General features: G+C 52.5%; 22 protein-coding genes. 9 read left to right on the plus strand and 13 right to left on the minus strand.

The annotated features are described in order from the left end of the window. Positions 1-11: 11 nt before the first annotated feature. Positions 12-677 (minus strand): Crp/Fnr family transcriptional regulator, encoded by a 666-nt coding sequence (locus VB712_RS05240; RefSeq protein WP_323252846.1) that lies wholly within the window; start codon positions 675-677, stop codon positions 12-14. A gap of 45 nt (positions 678-722) precedes the next feature. Between VB712_RS05240 and VB712_RS05245 the strand changes: the two genes are divergently transcribed. Beyond that, the gene (locus VB712_RS05245; protein WP_323252848.1) at positions 723-1,439 is read left to right on the plus strand and encodes a hypothetical protein; all 717 of its coding nucleotides are present in this window, start codon (positions 723-725) and stop codon (positions 1,437-1,439) included. A gap of 245 nt (positions 1,440-1,684) precedes the next feature. Here VB712_RS05245 and rplT read toward each other — a convergent pair whose 3' ends face one another. Together rplT and rpmI are read right to left on the minus strand one after the other, a co-directional pair. After that, on the minus strand, positions 1,685-2,032 hold the full coding sequence (rplT, locus tag VB712_RS05250; RefSeq protein ID WP_323252850.1) for a 50S ribosomal protein L20: 348 nt from the start codon (positions 2,030-2,032) through the stop codon (positions 1,685-1,687). Positions 2,033-2,089: 57 nt separating this feature from the next. Then, on the minus strand, positions 2,090-2,290 hold the full coding sequence (gene rpmI, locus VB712_RS05255; RefSeq protein ID WP_323252852.1) for a 50S ribosomal protein L35: 201 nt from the start codon (positions 2,288-2,290) through the stop codon (positions 2,090-2,092). A 100-nt stretch (positions 2,291-2,390) separates the two neighbouring features. Here rpmI and VB712_RS05260 point away from each other — a divergent pair, with 100 nt between their 5' ends. After that, positions 2,391-3,188, plus strand: a complete 798-nt coding sequence (locus VB712_RS05260) for an RDD family protein (RefSeq protein WP_323252854.1) — start codon at positions 2,391-2,393, stop codon at positions 3,186-3,188. A 151-nt stretch (positions 3,189-3,339) separates the two neighbouring features. Here the strand turns inward: VB712_RS05260 and VB712_RS05265 are convergent, their stop codons facing one another. After that, positions 3,340-4,287, minus strand: coding sequence for a J domain-containing protein (locus VB712_RS05265; RefSeq protein ID WP_323252856.1), 948 nt, complete (start codon positions 4,285-4,287; stop codon positions 3,340-3,342). A 165-nt stretch (positions 4,288-4,452) separates the two neighbouring features. Beyond that, on the minus strand, positions 4,453-6,657 hold the full coding sequence (gene dnaK / locus VB712_RS05270) for a molecular chaperone DnaK (protein WP_323252858.1): 2,205 nt from the start codon (positions 6,655-6,657) through the stop codon (positions 4,453-4,455). A 263-nt stretch (positions 6,658-6,920) separates the two neighbouring features. On the opposite strand from dnaK, the gene argB reads away from it, so the two are divergent. From argB to VB712_RS05285, 3 genes are all read left to right on the plus strand, one after another. Next, positions 6,921-7,817 (plus strand): acetylglutamate kinase, encoded by an 897-nt coding sequence (argB, locus tag VB712_RS05275; protein WP_323252860.1) that lies wholly within the window; start codon positions 6,921-6,923, stop codon positions 7,815-7,817. Between the two features lie 257 nt (positions 7,818-8,074). Next, positions 8,075-8,905: a peptidoglycan editing factor PgeF gene (pgeF, locus tag VB712_RS05280; RefSeq protein WP_323252862.1), complete on the plus strand. Its 831-nt coding sequence runs from the start codon at positions 8,075-8,077 to the stop codon at positions 8,903-8,905. Positions 8,906-9,039: 134 nt separating this feature from the next. Continuing rightward, positions 9,040-9,435, plus strand: coding sequence for a phosphomannose isomerase type II C-terminal cupin domain (locus VB712_RS05285; RefSeq protein ID WP_323252864.1), 396 nt, complete (start codon positions 9,040-9,042; stop codon positions 9,433-9,435). A 512-nt stretch (positions 9,436-9,947) separates the two neighbouring features. Here VB712_RS05285 and VB712_RS05290 read toward each other — a convergent pair. From VB712_RS05290 to VB712_RS05320, 7 genes are all read right to left on the minus strand, one after another. After that, entirely contained in the window at positions 9,948-10,100 is a 153-nt protein-coding gene (locus tag VB712_RS05290; RefSeq protein ID WP_323252865.1) for a lmo0937 family membrane protein, read from the minus strand. Positions 10,101-10,235: 135 nt separating this feature from the next. Next, complete coding sequence (locus VB712_RS05295) at positions 10,236-10,703, minus strand: CsbD family protein (RefSeq protein WP_323252867.1); 468 nt, start codon at positions 10,701-10,703, stop codon at positions 10,236-10,238. A gap of 115 nt (positions 10,704-10,818) precedes the next feature. Beyond that, positions 10,819-11,001 (minus strand): CsbD family protein, encoded by a 183-nt coding sequence (locus tag VB712_RS05300; RefSeq protein WP_323252868.1) that lies wholly within the window; start codon positions 10,999-11,001, stop codon positions 10,819-10,821. A gap of 161 nt (positions 11,002-11,162) precedes the next feature. Continuing rightward, positions 11,163-13,472 (minus strand): NACHT domain-containing NTPase, encoded by a 2,310-nt coding sequence (locus VB712_RS05305; RefSeq protein ID WP_323252870.1) that lies wholly within the window; start codon positions 13,470-13,472, stop codon positions 11,163-11,165. Positions 13,473-13,838: 366 nt separating this feature from the next. After that, on the minus strand, positions 13,839-13,964 hold the full coding sequence (locus VB712_RS05310) for a hypothetical protein (protein ID WP_323252872.1): 126 nt from the start codon (positions 13,962-13,964) through the stop codon (positions 13,839-13,841). Continuing rightward, complete coding sequence (locus VB712_RS05315) at positions 13,965-14,273, minus strand: (2Fe-2S) ferredoxin domain-containing protein (RefSeq protein WP_323252873.1); 309 nt, start codon at positions 14,271-14,273, stop codon at positions 13,965-13,967. It lies immediately after the preceding gene. After that, entirely contained in the window at positions 14,270-14,722 is a 453-nt protein-coding gene (locus VB712_RS05320) for a molybdenum cofactor biosynthesis protein MoaE (RefSeq protein ID WP_323252875.1), read from the minus strand. The genes VB712_RS05315 and VB712_RS05320 overlap by 4 nt, the downstream gene beginning before the upstream one ends. A 223-nt stretch (positions 14,723-14,945) precedes the next feature. On the opposite strand from VB712_RS05320, the gene VB712_RS05325 reads away from it, so the two are divergent. From VB712_RS05325 to VB712_RS05335, 3 genes are all read left to right on the plus strand, one after another. Beyond that, on the plus strand, positions 14,946-15,914 hold the full coding sequence (locus tag VB712_RS05325; RefSeq protein WP_323252876.1) for a protein kinase domain-containing protein: 969 nt from the start codon (positions 14,946-14,948) through the stop codon (positions 15,912-15,914). 99 nt (positions 15,915-16,013) lie between these two features. Beyond that, on the plus strand, positions 16,014-16,928 hold the full coding sequence (locus VB712_RS05330; protein WP_323252878.1) for an ABC transporter ATP-binding protein: 915 nt from the start codon (positions 16,014-16,016) through the stop codon (positions 16,926-16,928). After that, the gene (locus VB712_RS05335; RefSeq protein ID WP_323252880.1) at positions 16,918-17,733 is read left to right on the plus strand and encodes an ABC transporter permease; all 816 of its coding nucleotides are present in this window, start codon (positions 16,918-16,920) and stop codon (positions 17,731-17,733) included. The genes VB712_RS05330 and VB712_RS05335 overlap by 11 nt, the downstream gene beginning before the upstream one ends. 56 nt (positions 17,734-17,789) lie before the next feature. Here the strand turns inward: VB712_RS05335 and VB712_RS05340 are convergent, their stop codons facing one another. Beyond that, positions 17,790-19,670 (minus strand): BamA/TamA family outer membrane protein, encoded by a 1,881-nt coding sequence (locus tag VB712_RS05340; protein ID WP_323252882.1) that lies wholly within the window; start codon positions 19,668-19,670, stop codon positions 17,790-17,792. A gap of 193 nt (positions 19,671-19,863) precedes the next feature. Here VB712_RS05340 and VB712_RS05345 point away from each other — a divergent pair. Continuing rightward, positions 19,864-20,827: protein kinase domain-containing protein (locus VB712_RS05345; protein ID WP_323252884.1), on the plus strand; the 964-nt coding region annotated here is incomplete at its 3' end.

Below are 20,827 nucleotides of genomic sequence, written 5' to 3' on the forward strand. Positions count from 1 at the left end.
TAAAAAACAAGCTAGGGCATTGCTATCAAGTTATCATCTAACATCACAATCACGCCACGTTCCCGCAATCGTCCCATCAGTCGGGTGACGGTGACTCTGGTGGAGCCGATGGCACTGCCTAAATGGGCATGGGTGAGGGGAAAGGGCAGACGATAGCCGGTTTGCCAAGGCTCACCGCATTCCTCCATGAGCAGGGTTAACACCCCAACGAGGCGGTCAATGGTGCGCCGTTGCCCAAGGGTACTGAGCCAGAGGAGTTTGCGCTGGTGTTGATAGCGGAAGGCGGCCCAGATGCTTTGTTGAATTTCTGGCCACAGTTCTAAGTCTGGCCAATAGAGCCAAATCACTTTGGTTTCGTCCACATGGGCATAGGCATGGAAATGAAAGGGCGATCGCGCCACAAACTCAAAGGGCAACCCCGCCCGCACAAATCCTAAAAAAACCTCCTCTGGCTCCTCCTCTGGCATGGGGGGACGGCTACAGGGAGCGGGGGTTTGGGTCATCCCCATCAGGCGGATGGCTCCCTGCTCCACCAAATACAACAACCCGGGCCGGGCGGGAATGGGTTCGTCTTTGGCAAAGAGGCGATCGCGGTAATGGACTTTGGCCCAATCGCAAATTGGTTGCGAGGCGATGGTGGGGGGGATAATTTCAGCAAGGGGGACAGGTGCTAGCATGAGGCGTTGAACTGCTCAATCAAGGTTAGGAAACAAGATCGACGGATGATCGATGAGGATCCGCTTTGGCCGGGCAAGGATGGATATTGCGTTGGAGCGATCGCGCCGATGATGGGGCCACTTTCACTAAAATCGCAACTGCAACAGCAATTGGCGCAGCAATTATCGGCGGTGGGGATCGCAACAAGCCCCATGGAGGTTAATTCCTTGCCAATTTATCGAGTCCGTCAAGCTTATCCTGTGATTTATCGTAGTCCCATTGCTCAACAATGGGCCAAAATACGGAACAGGAATTCACAAACCCTGATCACCCAGCTATGCCAGGGGGGGGGATGGGTGGCGGTTCCGGAGCGGGAAGTGGTGGATTGGTGCTGGTCAGATGGGGCGATCGCCCAAGGGTTAACGGCGGTTTTTCAGCAATGGTTAAGCTTAGAAGCACGGCAATTCAAGGCCCTTGAGGCAAATATAGCGGTTCACTACACCCGCACCCGCTGGCAAGATTTATTAGAGTTGGCCCAACAATCGCAATTGCTCACCCCTCCCATCCCCTGGGGGGCCTTGACCGTAAGTGATTATACGTTGGTGACGGCGTTAATCGATTTTGGCGATCGCCTCGCCACCCAACCCGATCCCCCCCGCCTGCCCCTCTGCCAAGCCAGTTTGGACTATTACGCCCAGCACCGCATTTGGGGGAGCGATCGCCCCCTAGCCCAAGCCAGAGCGGGGTTAATCGCCCTCACCCACTATTGTTTAGCGATTTAGCCAAACCAAAACCCTGCTCCTCATCGAGAAGCAGGGCTAAGGCAAATGTTGACGCTCTACAGAATAAGATATGCCCTCACCCTAAATCCCTCTCCCAGAGCGGGAGATGGACTTTGAGATCGTTTTGTTTAACTCGTGAAAAGGCTGTATAGCGTTGATCTGCGTAGGGGCGAAAAATTTTTGTGCCTCCGGCAGGCTTACGCCAACGCCCCTACAACTCAGCGGATTACCAGTGAGGCTAGGGCCTATTTCAGCGCGGTTTCCACAACCTTGGCAAACGCATCCGGGTCAATCACCGCCAATTGCGCTAACATCTTACGATTCAGTTCAACATTGGCAATCTTCAACTTGTTGATTAACTGGCTATAGCTGATATCGTGCTGGCGAGCAGCGGCATTGATCCGCACAATCCACAGACGGCGGAAATCCCGCTTACGACGACGGCGATCGCGATAGGCATTGCGTAATGCCTTCATCACCTGCTGGTTTGCTGTACGGAACAGCCGAGAGTGGGAACCCCGGAAACCTTTGGCCAGTTTGAGAATTTTTTTACGACGTTTGCGGGCGACGTTACCCCGTTTTACCCTTGCCATAGTCTTTCTCTACAGTCTTCTCATAAATTAATGTTAGAATCAGGCTGCTTTATCCGGTTAGAGATAGGGCAGCATCAAGCGCACGTTTTCTTCATCCCGCTCATGGACAAGGGCGAGATTAGACAAGCGTCGGCGTTTTTGCTCAGAGCTTTTGTGCTCAAGAATGTGGTTCTTGAAGGCTTTGCGACGACGGATTTTGCCCGTCCCGGTGGCTCTAAACCGTTTAGCAGCAGCCCGTTTGGTTTTGAGTTTCGGCATGGATTTGGCTCAATGCGACACAATTTTTTATTATACCCCATAGCTTTTAGATTCAGCAAGCTTAATTGCCTAACTGTTTCTCCCCTCCCCACCGACCCCCATGAAGCTGTTAAATGAGATCACCCTCCGTACCCCGGAAAGCGTTGAACTGACGTTTACCTTGGCCGGCATTGGCAACCGGGCCTATGCGCTCCTGATTGATTATCTGCTCTGGAGCCTGGTGTTATTGGTGTTTTTGTTCTTCTGGATCGCCATGTTCGACCAGATCGAGGCGATCGCCACCCTCACCACCATTGCCGCCGAAACCATTACCCTCTGGATTGCCGCCCTGGGTTTAATCTTGGGGTTTTGCCTGTATATGGGTTACTTCATCGCCTTTGAAGTGCTGTGGCAGGGGCAGACACCGGGAAAACGGTTTGTGAAAATTCGAGTGATTCGGGAAAATGGTCGGCCTGCCCGTCTGCCCCAGGCAACGCTGCGATCGCTCCTGCGCCCGGTGGATGATCTCTTTTTTCTGGGGATGCTGTTGATTATTTTCAGTCGGCGGGAAAAACGGCTTGGGGATTGGTTGGCGGGAACCGTGGTCATTCAAGAAGCCACCACCCCGAAGCGGCAAATTCTGCAAATTTCCCCCGCCTCCGCCGCCTATGCCGAAACCCTCCCGGAATTGGCCCAATTGGATCGCCTCACACCGGAGCAATTCACCGTCCTCCGCCATTATTTCCAACGGGCCCCCAAGCTCCACCGCCTCGCCCGCATCCAAAAGAGCCAAGAACTCGCGACCCAAGTCCAAGCAATTATCCAATTACCGACGCTGCCCTTAGATGACCTCAGCGAGCACGAATTTCTCGCCGCCGTTTACCAGGCTTACCAAACCCAAATGAGCGATCGCCTTTAGGCCAGAAATTGTCATCGGGAATCCCCTTAATCATGGCGCTGATCTAGGGGCGTTGGCGTAAGCCTGCCGGAGGCACAAAAATTTTTCGCCCCTACGCGGATTAAGGCTACAAGCGGATTTTGGATGAGTTAACCCCCGACCCTGGGCCGGATTAGGAATTGATCAGGGTTTGGCGGGGTTTGAAGGTTTCAATTTGGCGAATTTGTGCATAGAGCGCTTCCTCTTCCGGGGAAACCGTCGTCGGGATCACCACTTGAATTTCCACAATTTGATCCCCCCGTTTCCCTTCTTCCTCTTGGGGAAATCCCTTATGGGCCAAACGTAACTTTTGGCCCGATCGCACCCCCTTCGGGACATTCATTTTTACCAACCCATCCAACGTCGGCACCTCCACCATCCCCCCTAAAATCGCCTCACTGGGGGTGACAGGAACTTGACAAACCACATCACTGCCCCGCAGCGTAAAGCGATCATGGGGTTCCACCGTGATTTTTAAATACAAATTGCCGCCGTTTAAACCCTGGCCCCGGAGCCGGATTTTTTGGCCGTCCAGCATACCGGGGGGCATATCCACCTCCAGCGATCGCCCATCTTCGAGGCGAATCCGCTCCCGTCCCCCCCGATAGGCTTTTTCCAAGGGCAGGGAAAGCCGGGCCTCCACATCCCTAGGCCGTTGAGCAGGAGGGCGTTCGGTTTTGGTGCGCCGCTGACGGTAAGCCTCCGGCGTTTTTGCATCCATGCGCACCTGACTCGTCGTTTCTTGGTTGAGCAACTCCTCAACGAAACGGTTAAAGTCGGTGTAATTTTTCGGGTCGAAATTATCCGGGGCTGGGCGGCTGCCGTTGCTGCGGTTGGGCTTGCGCTTGCCGCCATTTTGCCAAAACCGGGTGAATTGATCATATTGCGATCGCCGTCCCTCATCGGACAGCACCTCATAGGCTTCATTAATATCCTTAAATTTATCCTCCGCCCGTTTATCCCCCGGATTCATATCCGGATGATACCGCCGCGCTAAACGACGAAACGACCGCTTCACCTCCTCCGGTGAAGCTTGGGATTCAATTTCTAAAATGGCGTAGTAGTTGCGGAAATTCTCCATACATTGTGGGGTGAGGGAATGGGGTTAGTTTAAAGTATGAAGGCAGAAGGATGTAGGGCTTTGCCCGTGCGTATTAGGATGAATGGGAAAAGTTAAAAGTGTAAAATTCACGCATTAACCTCCCCTCCCATTTCTGCCTTCTGCCTTCATCCTTCATCCTTTAAATCAGAACCAATCATCATCGTCATCCCAATCATCATAATTGGGGCGATTGGGGCGACGGCGATCGCCGTCGGGGTATCGATCATTGGTGGGCCGATTGCCGTTCGCATACCGATCCGTGTTCGCAGGCCCATCCCAACTGCGGTTATCCCCGACACGGGGACGTTCCGGGCGACTGGGGCGGGGTTCCTCGTAGGGCGATCGCTCCACTCGGCGGGTGGGCGGGGCGCTGTAGGGGTCATCGTAGGGGGTGCTTTGATAGGGGGTGTTTTGATAGGGGGAACTGTAGGGGGAGCGGTAGGGGTCGGGTTCAGGGTAACGATCGCGCTTTTTGTCCCCCGAAAAGGTGCGTTTAATCGAGCCAAAGAAATCATCATCATCGCGATCGTCGTACTGCGATCGCACCTCCCGATTCAACTCATAGAGGGCATCTTGCAAATCTGCATAGGTGCGATCAATGCCCCGCTCATCATCCCGCTCTAACGCCGCCTCCAACTGCTGCACTAACGCATCAATCTGCCGCCGGTAATAGCTGGCGAACTGCGTCCCAAAATCCAGGACAATTTCCCGCAGCCGCCGCTGGGATTGATCAATTAACGCCTTGGATCGGTTGCGTTTTTCCACCCGCTCCCGCCGCTCCCGATCCTGCTGGGCAAAACTTTCCGCCTCCTGAAGCATCCGGTTCACCTCCGATTGACTCAGGGTAGAAGCTTCCTGAACCACAATACTCTGCTCCCGGCCCGTCGTGCGATCCATCGCCGTCACCTGCAAAATACCATTGGCATCAATATCAAAAGCCACCTGGATTTGTGGCACACCCCTGGGAGCTGGCGGTAGGCCCGTCAGCTTAAACCGGCCTAAGGATTTATTATCCTTAGCCATTTCCCGCTCCCCTTGGAGGATATGGATTTCCACCACCGTTTGATTGTTTTCCCCCGTGGAAAAAATATCGGAACGGCGCACCGGAATCGTCGTATTGCGGGGAATCAGCTTCTTCATTGCCCCGCTGATCGTTTCCAGTCCTAAAGAAAGGGGCGTAACATCGAGCAACAGCACATCTTTCACCACCCCGGAGAGGATCCCCGCCTGGATCGCCGCCCCCACCGCCACCACTTCATCGGGGTTGACATTTTGGTTGGGTTCGCGATCGATGAGCATCCGCACCAGAGCTTGCACCATGGGCATCCGCGTGGAGCCGCCAACGAGGACAATTTCGTCAATTTGCCGGGGGGTCAGGCCCGCATCCTTCACCGCCCGTTTAATCGGTCGCTGAATCCGACCGAGTAAATCCCCACAGAGTTCTTCAAATTGGGCGCGGTTCAGTTGGGTTTCGATATGTTTGGGGCCGTCCTCGGTGGCGGTGATAAAGGGCAGGTTAATTTCCGTGGTGGCCACGCCGGAAAGCTCAATTTTGGCCTTTTCGGCGGCTTCGGTGAGGCGTTGGAGGGCTTGGCGATCGCTGGTGCGCAGATCAATCCCTTCCGCCTCTAAAAACTGCTCCGCCAACCAATCCACAATCCGCCGATCAAAATCATTCCCCCCCAATTGGGTATCCCCACTGGTGGCCCGCACCTCAAACACACCATCCCCCACTTCCAGGATCGACACATCAAACGTCCCGCCCCCCAAATCAAACACCATAATCGTTTGATTTTCCTTGCGGTCTAACCCATAGGCCAGGGAGGCAGCAGTGGGTTCATTGATAATCCGCAACACATCCAACCCGGCGATCTTGCCTGCATCCCTTGTGGCCTGCCGTTGGGAATCATTGAAATAGGCGGGAACCGTAATCACCGCTCCGGTAACGGGTTCCCCTAAATAGCGTTCCGCATCTTCCGCCAGCTTGCGGAGAATTTTTGCAGAAAGCTCCTCTGGGGCAAAATCCTGACGCAACCGAGGGCAGGGAATCCGTACATTACCGTTATCATCCCGGCGCACCGTATAGGCAACGCGCCGAGATTCCGTATTTAACTCACTATACGTCCGGCCAATGAAGCGTTTTAAGGCATAGAACGTATTTTGAGGATTCAGCACCGCTTGGCGGCGGGCCAACTGCCCGACGACCAACTCCCCATCCTTATTAAACCCCACCACAGAGGGAGTAGTACGCATCCCTTCAGCGTTGGCAATGACGAGGGGTTTGCCCCCATCCATGATGGCCACAACGGAGTTAGTGGTTCCCAAATCAATGCCGACTACTCTTCCCATGCCTGTTGAACAAATGTTAAGTCGTTGTTGTTTATTGTATCTTGCTACAGCTTGGCCTTAGCGTCTAGGTGAAGTTGCCCCCGCCTCACTCGCTTCAAATCCAGGGCGAAAAATTTTTGTGCCTCCGGCAGGCTTACGCCAACGCCCCTACCATACCGCCCCCTCCCCACGACTTTGTAACCAATTTATCTGCATTAACCTCGCAATATGCGATAAACGCCTTGGGGAGTGTTAACCCGTAACCCTTGGATTAAGAGAAACCTATGGCCAACGATAGCGAATATTTGAAACAGGAAGAAGCCACCCGTGTGCGTGTCCTCAGTGAGGCCCTGCCCTACATTCAAGCCTTTGCCGGGCGTACCATCGTGGTGAAGTATGGGGGGGCAGCAATGAAAGATGGCAGCCTCAAGGATAAGGTGGTGCGGGATATTGTTTTCTTGTCCTGTGTGGGGGTGCGGCCCATTGTGGTTCATGGCGGCGGCCCGGAAATTAATAGTTGGCTGGGGAAATTGGGCATTGAACCTCAGTTTAAAGATGGGCTACGGGTCACGGATGCCGATACGATGGATGTGGTGGAAATGGTGTTGGTGGGCCGGGTCAATAAGGAAATTGTCTCGTTGATCAACCAAGCGGGGGGCGCGGCGGTGGGCCTCTGTGGGAAAGATGGGGATTTGATCCGCGCTCGCCATGTGGGCCAGCAGGATGTTGGGTTTGTGGGGGAAGTGAGTAGTGTTGATACAAGGCTGATTAAAACCTTGGTGGATGCGGGCTATGTGCCGGTGATTTCCAGTGTGGCGGCGGATGAGGAGGGCCAAGCCCACAATATTAATGCGGATACGGTGGCGGGGGAAATTGCGGCGGCCCTGGAGGCGGAAAAGTTGATTCTGCTCACGGATACGGCGGGGATTCTCCATGATTACAAAGATCCCTCGACCCTCTATGAAAAGCTGGATATTCAACAGGCGCGGCAATTGATTGATGATGGGATTGTGGCGGGGGGGATGATTCCGAAGGTGACTTGTTGTGTGCGATCGCTCGCCCAAGGGGTAAAAGCGGCCCACATCGTTGATGGCCGGGTTCCCCATGCCTTACTGTTAGAAATCCTGACGAATTCGGGCATTGGCTCGATGATTGTCGCTTCTGGCACTCAATTGTTCTAACTCGATCCCCCTCAATCCCCCTTAAAAAGGGGGAAGTTCTTATGATCCCCCTCAATCCCCCTTAAAAAGGGGGAAGTTCTTATGATCCCCCTCAATCCCCCTTAAAAAGGGGGAAGTTCTTATGATCCCCCTCAATCCCCCTTAAAAAGGGGGAAGTAGCGTTTTTATGATCCCCCTCAATCCCCCTTAAAAAGGGGGAAGTAGCGTTTTTATGATCCCCCTCAATCCCCTCTTAAAAAGGGGGAAGTAGCGTTTTTATGAGTTGCAAAAACCCTCGATTCTCTACCCCGGATGGGCCGGTTCTGGGCTGGCAATGGCAGACTACGGCCCAAGGCCAGCCCTATCTCACTTGTGAGCTTCTGGGCCTCTGGCCCCACGGTTTTTTTACCCAACAGTTTGCCCCCCAAACGCCAACGGATTTGGCTCCGATTTTGGGGGGGAGTTCCCAACGGGCCTATCGCCTCAAGCAGGTGCATGGCCCGATTGTATTCACGCCCCAGGAAATTGAGGCGTTTCGGGGGGAAGGGTTTCCCGATGGGGATGGGTTGGTAACGGAGGAGCCGGGGGCTTCGGTGTGGGTGGCCAGTGCGGATTGTACGCCGGTATTGGTGGGCGATCGCACCACGGGCCAAGTGGCCGCTATTCATTCCGGTTGGCGGGGGACAGCCCAGGGAGCAACGGGGGCAGCGGTGGCGCGGCTCTTGGCCCAGGGGAGTCAATTAGAGGATTTAGTTTTTGCCTTGGGGCCGGCCATTGCGGGGGAAGTGTATCAAGTCACAACCCAGGTGGGGGAACAGGTGGCGGCTAGTTTACAAGTTTGCCAAGGGTTAACGGGGGATGAGGCGATCGCCCTCCTCCAAGCCCAACCCGATCCCCCCCTATTCCCCGACCCCCAACCGGGGCGGGTGCGTTTGGATGTGCGCCAGGTGATCCGCCGTCAGTTGACAGAGTTAGGAGTAGAGGAGAAGGGGGTGGCGATCGCCCCCTGTTGCACCTACCAACAACCGGATTATTTCTTTTCCTACCGCCGCACCCACGCCAAAAACGTCCAATGGTCGGGCATCCTCAGCATTGCTCCTAGGGGTTAAAATCAAACAAATCCCACCGACCGCAATGCTCACCGTTCAACCCCTCACAGCGGCCCAAATTTTTCAGCCGGTTTAATCGTTACAACCCTGCGCTCAAGGTTGATAATTGGCATAGACCCATCAAGACTCTCCCCATGAGCAAATCCAACCCTAAACCCAAAGACCAAAAAACCGCCGAAGGACTCCGCACCGAAGAGCGAGCCTGGGGAACTGTCACCATCCTTGAAGAAGGTTCCCGCTATCGCATCAATCGCATTGAAGTCAAGCCTCAACACCACATCAGCACCCAAATGCACTACCACCGCAGCGAGCATTGGATTGTCGTGGCGGGGACGGCCAAGGTGGTTTGTAATGGCCAGGAAACGCTACTGATGCCCAAACAATCCACCTATGTACCCATGAACACCACACACCGAGTCGAGAATCCAGGGGTGATTCCATTGGTGATGATTGAAGTCCAAAATGGCGAATTTTTGGGGGATGAAGATATCATCCGCCTGCCAGATCCAGATCAATCCCCTGACCCCTAGTGGGCAATTTGACCCCTCAGGGAACGTTAATTTCTCCTCTGTTGAGCGTCTTTGCTCAGTGCCTCACTTCAGTTAATGATATTAGGGAACGGTGCGTCAGACCCAATTCAACCCCCAAAATCATCAATAATTCTGTCTGACGCACCCTACGATTCAATGGTAGGGTGCGTCAGAGCGTTAATCCACGACGCAAAAGATCAGCGTAACAACTGACGCACCATTGATTCAGCAACCGCCTGTCGGATCAAAGCCAAAAAAATCCCTCCGAAGAGGGACAAGGCAGTGATTGGGGTTAGACCTATCCCCCGCCTCAAGTTATTGCACCATTAAAAAAAATAATGCTGTGCAGAAGGGGCAAGATTCAGATCAACCCAGGCAGACACAAGGATAAAAGAGCAGCTTCTCCCGTCAATAAATAATTGACTTGGCATGAGGATATTTTGAGGAATGTGCCATGATGCATTAGAAATAGTTATTTTGATCATTTTCTGAGCTATATTGTCGTAGGCGATTTAGACCCGACGACCAATGAATAGGTTGTAAACCAAGCCGATCAGTGCTAATACCAAGAGAATGTGAATTAAGCCGCCACCGATGTTGATAGAAAATCCGAGCACCCAAAGGATAAACAGAACGACGATCGCAGTCCATAACATATTTCCCATAACGTTCTTCTTGAGTAATTGTGATACCAATTGTCTAAATGGAAGCTACACATAAAGTGATTCAGGGAAAGGACTTAAGCCCCTTGTTCTGTCGCTTGACCTTGGAGAATTGGTATAATGATCAACATAAATAGATTAATTGATCAGATTTTCGGCAGCAGACTTGACATTTTCAACCGTACTGTTGAAGTGATTTTCCACTTGTTTGACCTTACCCATGATTTGGTCTTCAGCATTATTAACATCACTGGTAATATTGCCCATTGTTTCCTCAAGAAGCTTCGCTTCCATGTCCTTTGCATTTTGAGCATCATGGCGCAATTGGCTTTCTGCCTGCTTCGCTTGACCCATGAGTTGATCCTTCGGATCGCCCGTCACATTACCCACCAGTTCCTGAGCCTTGCCTTCCAAATCTTTTGCCGTGGCTTGGGCATCGCCAAATCCCCAAGCTAAAGGGCCTGAACCTGGAGCTACTTGGCCAAGGGTTACTGTCAATAGGGGGGTAGCTGAAGCATTACGAGCCGTAAAACCGCTAGCGGTTGAGATAAAAAACATCAAACCAAATGAAATTAACAAATGAATTGTTTTGCGCAATGAGGTCATGGGATTCTCCAAGATTTATGAATGGATCTAGACAAGGGTGAGCTTGCCTAGATATAGCTAGACTATGAAACTCAACAGATTAATCGCAGGTGAGAACCATGAGGCAGCAGAGGGGTTACTTAAGTGCGCCTTTGATGTTATCTTTGCCATCTTCAACAGCTTTTTCGACCTTGGCCTCAGCTTGTTTAGCTTTACCCTTAGCCTGGCCTTCATGATTGTCAGTCATTTTGCCAACGGCTTCTTGAGTTTTACCTTCAAGATCCTTGGCGGCCGTTTTTGCTTTATTACCTAAACCCATGATCTGTCTCCAGTAAATGTGATCAGAAAACCAAAGTTAGACTGTATAAAGTCAAAATTTTCTTGGTCTTCTCCCCTAATATTAATCAGGCAATGATGAAGTTCATGGTTTATTTGATTGATCCTCAAATAAAAAAGGGTTATACAATATACCCCAGCAGATTAATTCCATTCCCGTTCCTCTAGTTCTCCCTGGGGTAACAGCAACGTTGCTTCAATATTTTGCCGAACTGCTGCGGTAATTTCACAATTGCTATTGAGGCAATCAATTAGTAACTGGTTTGCATCATAGTAACCTTGCAAAATCTGATGCTGATCAGGGCTAAAATTCCAGGATGAATAGTTGCGATGTTTGGCAATGATTGACCTTAGCTGCTCTGTCCAACTGGCACAATGTTCTTGCCACCAAGATTGTGAGCTTTCTAGGGTTTGATGGGCCATGGGTAACTGTTCTTGAAGCTGTTCGAGGGATTTATACAATCCGGCATCTAAGATCATCGTCAAGGTTTGGTTCAACGCTTCCCCGCAGGCATGGGCATGGGCAAAACCTGAACTGTGGTCGCTCGAACATTCTAAGAGTAAATGGTCTAAAGCGGCATCCAGGAATAGCCCTTGATCTAAAGTTGCAACCAGATTAAAGTGAGCCATGATGTGAGGGGATTGAGCCAAAGCCAGATAAAAGGCTCTCGATGTTGCAACTTTGGGTTCAGTGCGTAAATTTTGCGATTTCTGACTTGCCCAAGTTAAAAATTCTTGGAGATAGGGGTCTTGGGATACTAATACATCAACTTGTTGCTTCATTAACTGCACTAAAGAGTCTGCACTGCGTAACATGGTTGTGGTTAGCAGGAAAACCTCGCGCCAGTGGGGATCCTCAATATGGCTGACCAAGCCTTCTAAGGCATTTTCAAGGGCGCGTAAATTATGGCTGGCGACGATTTTACGGGCAGTGAGATATTCCTGAAAGGCTAGATAGGAAAAAGAAAAAATGCCTTTGGTGCGCTCCGTGATTAACCCATGCTGGTTTTCAATTGTCCTTAGCATTGCCTCGCTTTCAATCTGAAGTTGTTCCGGCTCAAGATTATGACCGGGTAGGTGGCATAGATAATCCTCAATGTATCGCTCAATGACACGCTGTTCAAAAAAGTATTCTCCCTTTTCAAAGGTGACAGCGGCCAACTGACTGAGGAGTTTAATTTTTTCAGGGAGTAAAAAGCCGCGATAGAGGCGATCGCGCTCAATACCCTTGGATTCATCCCATTTATACAGGAGTAAATCAAGACCCTGCTTATAAAAATCCGTGCGCTTGGCGGGCAATTTTCCTTGGCACTGAAAGACCCAGCAAGCAACATGGAGGAAGAGGGGATTAACAATTAGTTGACGAAATTTCCAGTGTTCTGGATTTTCAATTTCCCCTAAAAGTTTCGCTGATTTTGCCTCTGCTGCTTGGTGATCATTGGCTCCCAAGTTCGTAAACCACTTTCTCACGAATATATTGATCTGGTCTTGGGTAAAGGGCGCAATTTCAACGTCGGTGAAGCCTTGGAGTTTTGGATTTTGGAAGGCGGTGCGACAGGTGACAATAATTTGGTTTTGGTGGTATTTTTGGGAAAATTTGCGAATATCACGGCTCACCCCCACCATATCTTGATTGATCACTTCATCCATACCATCTAAAAGCAGGAGAATTCGCCCCGCCCTCAGCAAAGTCCCTGCGGTGGAGGGGTCAGGCACGCCCGCCATCACAAATAGTTGACGAATGTAGTCCAAGAGGCTACATCGGCCGCTCTCTCGACTCTCTTCGGCAAAATCCCGAAGGGCAATAAAAATCGGGACTTGGGTGGGGATAAAGTGACCGCCATCGCACTGGATCGCTAAATGCTGTAAAAATGTCGTTTTACCGATGCCGGGTTTACCTAAAACCCTGAGTTTTTTGTAGGTTTCTACGGCTGCTGTTCCCGCCATCTGCCGACGATTCACTGCCCCCATGCCAATGCGGTCAAACTCGGAAGGGGCGAGTTTTTGTAACTCCTCAATGGCTTGCCATCGTTGATGGGCCAGTTCTTCGAGGATGTTGACATCCACATAAATATCATCGAGATTCACCGGACGACCAATATCAAGGAGTTGGATAATACCGCATCGGCTTTGAATGGTATCGTGCCGTTGCGATCGCACCTGCTCCACAACGTTATCTAAGTTCATCCCCATCGTGATCAGGGATTTGCCGGGTTCAGGAAATTCAGCGGGGGGGTTCTCGGCAATTTCCCGCCAATCTAAATCTAAAATTGAGCAAATTTCCATAAAAACCTGACGATCCACAGGTTTTCCGGTGAAAAATCGCCAGATTGGTTGTCGCGTCTTAAGGTTGACCTCACCCGCTAAATTTTCCTGCGTCCATCCCTTGATCGCAAAGGCCCGTTTAGCCACTTGAATCCCCGGGGCAGAAGCCTGGAGTGATCTTTTAACCATGAATATAGATGACTCCAATGGAAGTGAACTTGAAAAGGAAAAAGTAACGTTTTCATAACAAATGAAAACGCGATGTTAATACTTTTATCTCTGCATGGATTGGATGATCCCGCCGAGTCCCCTCCCAAATTATACAAATCCTGTACAGGGGCGATCGCATAATTAACAGGATTCACTGAAATCAAACATTTTTAATTAGCTATGGCTCTAGCTGGGTATCGATTCTGCTGCTTTTGCTCGGTGCTAATCGTTTTGTAATGCCCGCAGTTACTAGGTTTGAGCCATGACGATCAGATGTACACCATCAAAAACAAGATATATTAAGATATATTGTTGTTTGTGACGAAATCAAACAAAAAAGAACCCTTACTCCAAAATCTTTGGTAAAAAAATCGTAACCGTCCCGTCGTCTCCCACGGGAAATGATGGCTGGCTCGCCTGGGTGGTGAGGCGATGGGGCTGGAGGGAGGCGATCGCCTTTTTGGTAATCAATTACCGCTCAAACCCTAGGGTATAGCCGTGGATGCGGGGGTGAAGTTTCCCCTTGACAGGTTCCCCCCCCTCTAGGTGTGCGTGGATGATCTCCGGCACATCCCTAGGGGTGAGGCGACAATACCAAATTTCATCGGGAACGACGCGGGCATTGGGGGCTAAATTACATTGACCCAGACAATCGCAGGGGACGACCTCCACCCCATCGGGGAGGTCAGCGGCCTGGAACGCAGCGAGAACTTCAGCCCCTTGACGGGCCAGACAACTGGTACTTTGACAAATGAAGAGGGTGCGTTGGGGTTGCGTCATGGGCAATTGTCCAGAGATTCACAGGCGGCGATGCTGACCCAGGTGGTGCTGCCATCCTCAAAATGTTCTTTTTTCCAGATGGGGGCATGGTGCTTGAGGTTGTCGATCGCATATTGGCAGGCGGCAAAAGCTTCCCCGCGATGGGGACAGCCCACGGCAACGAGGACGCTAATTTCGCCAATGTGGAGCCGGCCAGTGCGGTGGTGGATCACCACCCGGTTCGTGGCGGGCCATTGTTGACGAATCTCAGCGGCAATGTCCTGAAACACCACTAAGGCCATCGGGGCATAGGCTTGATATTCCAAATAGCGCACCGGCCGCCCTTGGGTGTGCGATCGCACCGTACCACTCATCACCACCACCGCCCCATTGGCGGCGGTGGCAGCTTGTTCATACACCTGTTCTAAGCTTAATGGCGCAAATCCCAGGGTAAAATTATCATCAGTCACAGGCTGAGGAATCCCGAACATCACCAAGAACCAAAACTGTAGATTCGGTCAATCCCCGATCTATTCTGGCAAAAACATCCCCTTCAGTATAAGGTAGAATTAATTTCCAATCGAAAGCCGACCTTCTGAAAATCAGCAAAATCAGCAATTTTGCTGAAGGACAGCGGGCCACTTCTGGAAGACTGCTATATGATTTTCTTTAACAATCTGTTGATAGCTGTTCATGGCACTTTCCAATCAACGCTATAGCACCGTTCGAGAGTTAGGGCAATCCTTACAGGGTTTGTGTGCATCGACCTTGGCCAATGACCAGATCACCGGCAATCTCGTGGTGATCAAGCAGTTTCACTTCCCAGAAAAGCAACAAGGAGAACAATGGTTTCATAGCTATCGGCAGGTGCTGGAACGGTTGCAGGGGGTCAATAGTACTCAGATTGTCAAGTATCTCCATACCCATAAAACGGGGACAGGTTTTTCTTTGGTGAGAGATTATATTCCCACCACTGCCCTTGATCTCGCCCCCCAACTTTCTCTGCGAGAAGTGCAAAAAATTGCCGTTAATGTCCTTGATACCCTCATTCATCTCAAGCAGCGGGATGATGGCTGTGTCCATGCCAACTTGAAACCCTCGAATATTTTTGTAGACTCTAACCTGAAAACCCAACTGACGGATTTTGGTTCCTCTGCTGCGGCTGAACCCACTCCTCCCCCCAATGATCTCCACAATCTCGGCGTGACGATGGTGAGTCTCTTGAACCAACAACCCTTTGGCGTGACCTGCAACGCGATTCAACAGGAAACCGCTACCCCCCTCACCACTCGACTGGATAGCATTTCCCCCCACTTTGGCGAATGGCTGCAAACCATCCTCCACCACAACCCGGATTATCACGATTATTCCCTCGCCCAGGCCAAGGCCGATCTAGAGCAGTTGCCCATTGAAAAACCCCTGCCATCCCGTCATCGCCGCCAGTCGGTGGGTGTGGTGGAGCGGATGCAACAGTGGATGACCCAGATGCGATCGCAGCCTGCCAAACAGGATTGGGTGATCAAACGGCTCGGAGAACCCCACTGGACGGAGGCGGACTTTCAAGGGTTGCTCCAAGAATTGGGGCAAGCGGGTTATGGGTGGCTTGATCCGGAAAAGGTGCGGCAAGAATTGGAACTCCTCAAGCAACAGCGGCGATTTTAGCAGAGCCTCTGGGTTGATTGGGGTGATTGTCGGTGAGGAAAGAATTGTGTAGTATGTTTTGTATTACGCTATTCTTTCCACCCTTACCGATGCAGTTTTATGGTTTTAGAGGCTGATGATCTTTGGAAAACCTATGGAGAGCGCTCCGTCGTCCAGGGGGTGAGCTTTAACCTCGCCGCTGGCGAGGTCTTGGGATTCCTGGGCGCAAATGGAGCCGGGAAAACCACCACCGTTGGGATGCTTTACGGGGCAGTGATTCCCAGTCGGGGGCGGGTAATGGTGGAGGGGTTCAACGTCCAGACCCAAGGCCGCCGCGCTCGCCAAATTATGGGGGTTGTCACCCAAGAGGACAACCTCGACCCTGATTTTTCCGTGTTTGATAATCTCCGCTACTTCGCCAGCTTCTACGGCATCACGGGCCGGGCCGCCCAAAACCGCGCCAGTGAACTCCTCGCCCAAGTGGGTTTAGAGGATTACCACAAGCACCGGGTTGATCAGCTATCGGGGGGGCTAAAACGTCGGTTGGTGTTGGCGCGGGCGCTGATTAATCATCCCCGTTTGGTGTTCCTCGATGAACCCACCACGGGCCTTGATCCCGATGCCCGCCAAGATTTTTGGCGATTGGTGACGGAACTGAAACAGGCGGGCTGTGGGGTGTTGCTCACGACCCACTACATGGACGAAGCCCAACGACTGTGCGATCGCCTCCTCCTCTTGCAAAACGGCCAGGTGATCAACAGCGGCACACCGTTGAATTTAATCCACAGCACAATCGGTGAAGAGGTGATCGAAGTAGATGGCCTTAGAGAAGATCAACTGCAACCCGTTCTCAGCAAATTCCAAACTTGGGGGCGACCCGTGGGCGTGCATTACCTGATCGCCGTCCCCCCCCAAGGGGGCGATGACCTTTGGGACTATTTAAGCCACAGCCATCCCCTCGGCCTCCATCGTCGCCGCGCCAACCTTGAAGATGTCTTTTTACGCCTCACCGGCCATACCCTCGATGAAAACTGATCTTGCCCCTGACCCCACCTCAAAACACAGCCAAGCCCCGATCACGCCTTGGGGAGTCTATGCCGCTTGGCGACGCAATGCCCGCGTCTATCAAGCCACCTGGCTCGTCAATAGCTTACCCCCCCTATCGGAGCCATTAATTTATCTTGTCGCCTTTGGCTATGGTTTAACGCCCTTGGTGGGGGAGATTACCTATAACGGTGCAACCGTCGATTATCTGCACTTCCTCGCCCCAGGGATGATGGCGATCGGTGTCCTGTTCCAGTCCTACAGTGAAGGGGCCTATTCCAGTTATCTGCGGTTGGATTATCAAAAAACCTGGCACGCCATCCTCACCACCCCGATCACCTTTAGCGAGGTGTTTACCGGCGAACTGCTTTGGGCTGCCACCAAGGGGATGATCGCCGCCCTAGCGACGGGGATCTTGGCGATGATCTGGGGTTTGATGTCCCTGGGCAACGTCCTGCTTTCGATCCCCTTGATCCTGTTGGGGAGTATCACGTTTGGGGCGGCGGGCCTGCTCACCGCTGGCCTAGTGCGCACCATTGATCAAGTGAATGTGCCGTTGTTTCTGCTGATTGTGCCGATGTTCACCCTCTGCGGAACCTATTTCCCCCGTGAGACGCTGCCCTCGCCCCTCTTTGAGGTGGCCAGTGCTTTGCCCCTAGCGGCCTTGGCGGATTTATTGCGGTGGCCCTTGGGGTTGCCAGATTATTGGCCGTGGTCGTTGTTGTGGTTGTTGGGGTGGGCGATCGCCTCCACCTTCTTTGCTTGGCGCACCATCTACCCCCGCCTTTTCCGCTAACCCAACAGGGCGAAAAATTTTTCGCCCCTACAAATTTCGCCCCCACAGGGATGGGATTAAAAACGGTGGCCAATGCCGAACTGAATACGACTATCCCCCGTGTTGGTAATGCCGAAATCTGCCCGCAAAATTCCCAACGGAGAATCTAACCGTAGGCCAGCCCCATAACCAAAACCCGTGCCGAGTTTGGTGCTTTCCGCCTCACCCTCGGCCCCGATGCGGTTGGGTGTAGAGCCTAAATCACTGGCAAAATCCGCAAAGGCTACCCCAGTAACGGGAGAATTGAACAACGGTACGCGGTATTCTGCGGAAGCTTGGATAAAACTGCGACCGGCTCCCACTTCCCCAGGGCCAAAGCCCCGCACCGCATTATCACCCCCCAATAAAAACACTTGATGGGGGGGAAGATCACCGATAATCGTGCCGCCTTGGACATTGAGGGCTAAAACCTCCGGCCGGGGGCCGCCAAAGATGCGCGTTGCTTGGTAGGTGGAATAGCTGGCGTTGAGTTGGTTCATGAGGATGTTGCCACTACCCACGGGGATCGATTGTTCCGTAGAGAGGGAAACGACGGAGCCAGCGGTGGGGTTAATGGGGTTATCCCGTTGATCATTGCGGACTTGGGCCCGGAGTGTGTAGAGGTCATCAATGCCGGTTTCACTGGTGGAAAGGGCATTGCCAAACTGATCGACGGGGGCGAGATTGCCCTCCCCATCGCGAATACTAACGCGGCGGAAATTCACCCCCACGGAAGTATCCCAATCCTCAATGGCCCCATTGACGGCGACACCGCCGCCAAACTGGCCTTCATTGGGGCGATCGCCCCCTTCTAAACGCACCTCATGATCAAAACTCCCCGAAACGCCGCGATTGCGGAACGCATTAATGCTATAGCCCAGTTGATCGGGGTTGTTAGCCCGGTAGGCGCGGCTAAATTCGGTGTTAAATTGCGTGTCCCGCGTCCCCACTTGCACATTGAGGGCTAAATTTTGGCCAATACCGCCCACATTGCGATCGTTGTAGCTCACCGAACCAAACACGCCGGAATCACGGCTATAACCGCCCCCCACATTCACGCCCCGCGCTGAAACTTCCTGAAGTTCGTAGATCACATCTACGGTATTGTTGCCGCGATCCTGAAGACCAATGCGGGCTTGCTCAAACAAACCTAAGCGATAAAGTTCCCGTAAATCTGCTTGAGCTTTAGCCACTTGGAACACATCCCCCGGCTTGAGGTTGAGTTGATCTAAAACGAAATCCTCACGGGTGCGGCCCTCGGTAACATTGCCTTCTTTATCGATAAACTGGGTTTGTACTGAACCCACTACACCCTCAGCAACAATCACATTCAAACTGCCATCCTGTTGAGCGCGGACATCCTGAACTTTCGCCAAAACATAGCCTTGATCCTGATACCACTGGTTAATCTGGGCAATGCCTTGGTTGATGCTGCTGGGTTGGACGGCTTGGCCCATTTGGGCGGTGAAGAGGGAGGCGGCCACTTCGTTGCTTAAAACTTGGGCGTTGTTGAGTTGCACCCGTTGAATCGTGACGGGTTGGAGGGCGTATTGCACATTCCAGCCTTGCTCGTTGGGAATGGTGCTGACCTGGACATCCTGAAACAGTTGGGTTTGTTTGAGGGCGGCGAGATCGGCATTGAGTTGGCTGGCGCTGGTGGCTTGGCCCGGCTCCGTGGCGATGGTGCGGCGGGCGATTTGGATTAGTTCAGGATTTGCGCCGGTAATCTCCACATTGGTGGCCATGACGGCTAAATCTTGGGGAAGGGGTTCCCCAGGGCGGGCAGCGCGGTGGGAAAATTCCGGTTGGCGGGAAAATTCCGGGGTGGCTTCGACGGCAACGGTTTGGACGGGGTTGGCGATCGCAGCGGGAGCGACAATGGCCAATAGGGCAGTGGGGAGTACAACGGTGCGCATCATGGTCAAGTCCTCGCAAAAAATCCTGAGCTTCTTTCTTTTGGTTATGACGGGGGGCGATCGCCTCAGTTGCCGGATTTGGCGCGGTTTCTCATCTGGCACAGGGGAATCTGTGCCAGATGAGAAACCGGCAAGGAATGGGTTTAAATGGAGGTTGGGGGTGAATGCTCCTGAATTGTTCGCGGAGCCTTGTCCGATGGCTACTCCCCTTTTAAAGGATCGTTATGGGATTACCCGCACCTTCACCACCGGAGAATTGAGCCAAGGCTATTTAGCCGAAGACCTTCAGCGGCCGGGAAATCCCTGCTGTTATCTTCAGGAATTCACCCTCAATGCCAGTCATCCGGCATTGTTGAAAGTGGCGCGGCAAATTTTCGCCAAAGAAGTGAAACGCCTGACGCTCTTGGGGAAGCATCCCCAGATCCCGACGGTGTACGAGGCTTTTGAGTTAAACGGTAAATTTTATCTGGTGCAGGATTGGCTCAAGGGGCGATCGCTCCTTTCCCAACTTCAAGAAGGGCCAAAAAGTGAAGGGGAAACGATCCAAATCCTTCAGCAGACCCTCCAGATTTTAGGTTTTGTCCATGATCAGGGGATGATTCATCGCAATCTCAGCCTGGAAAGTTGGCTCTGGAGTGATCAACAATGGCTGCTTTGTGAATTTGGCGGATGTCTGCAAATCAGCCTCTTGCAACTCAACGGCCAAGGGCAGGTCAGTCTACGCCGTCCCTTGGGCCAAACCCCCTACCGTCCCGCCCATTGGCAGGCAAAACCCACGATCCATTTTGACCTCTATGCCATGGGGGTGATTGGTGTGCAGTTGCTGATGGGGGTCGATGCTGCCCCCGATGGAGATTGGCCGGGGAATGAGCGATGTGGCGATCGCCTCTCCACTGTCCTCCAAGGGTTACTCAACCGCCGCTACACCACCGCCACCGAAGCTTTGCAATGGCTCCGGGGGACAGCCGTCACCATCGCCACCCCCGGCGAGGAACCCCCCCACGCCCCCACGGTCATTTCCCAACCCAACGCCCAACCCAACACCCAACCCCAACCCACCCCCCTCGATACCCCCCGCCCCACCTTTGGCCTCCTCGCCCAACGCTATCGGATTGTCCGCCAACTGGGGGATGGCGGCTTTGGCCAAAACTTCCTCGCCA

Source organism: Spirulina sp. CCNP1310 (assembly GCF_034932185.1).
Taxonomy (GTDB): Bacteria; Cyanobacteriota; Cyanobacteriia; order Cyanobacteriales; family Spirulinaceae; genus Spirulina.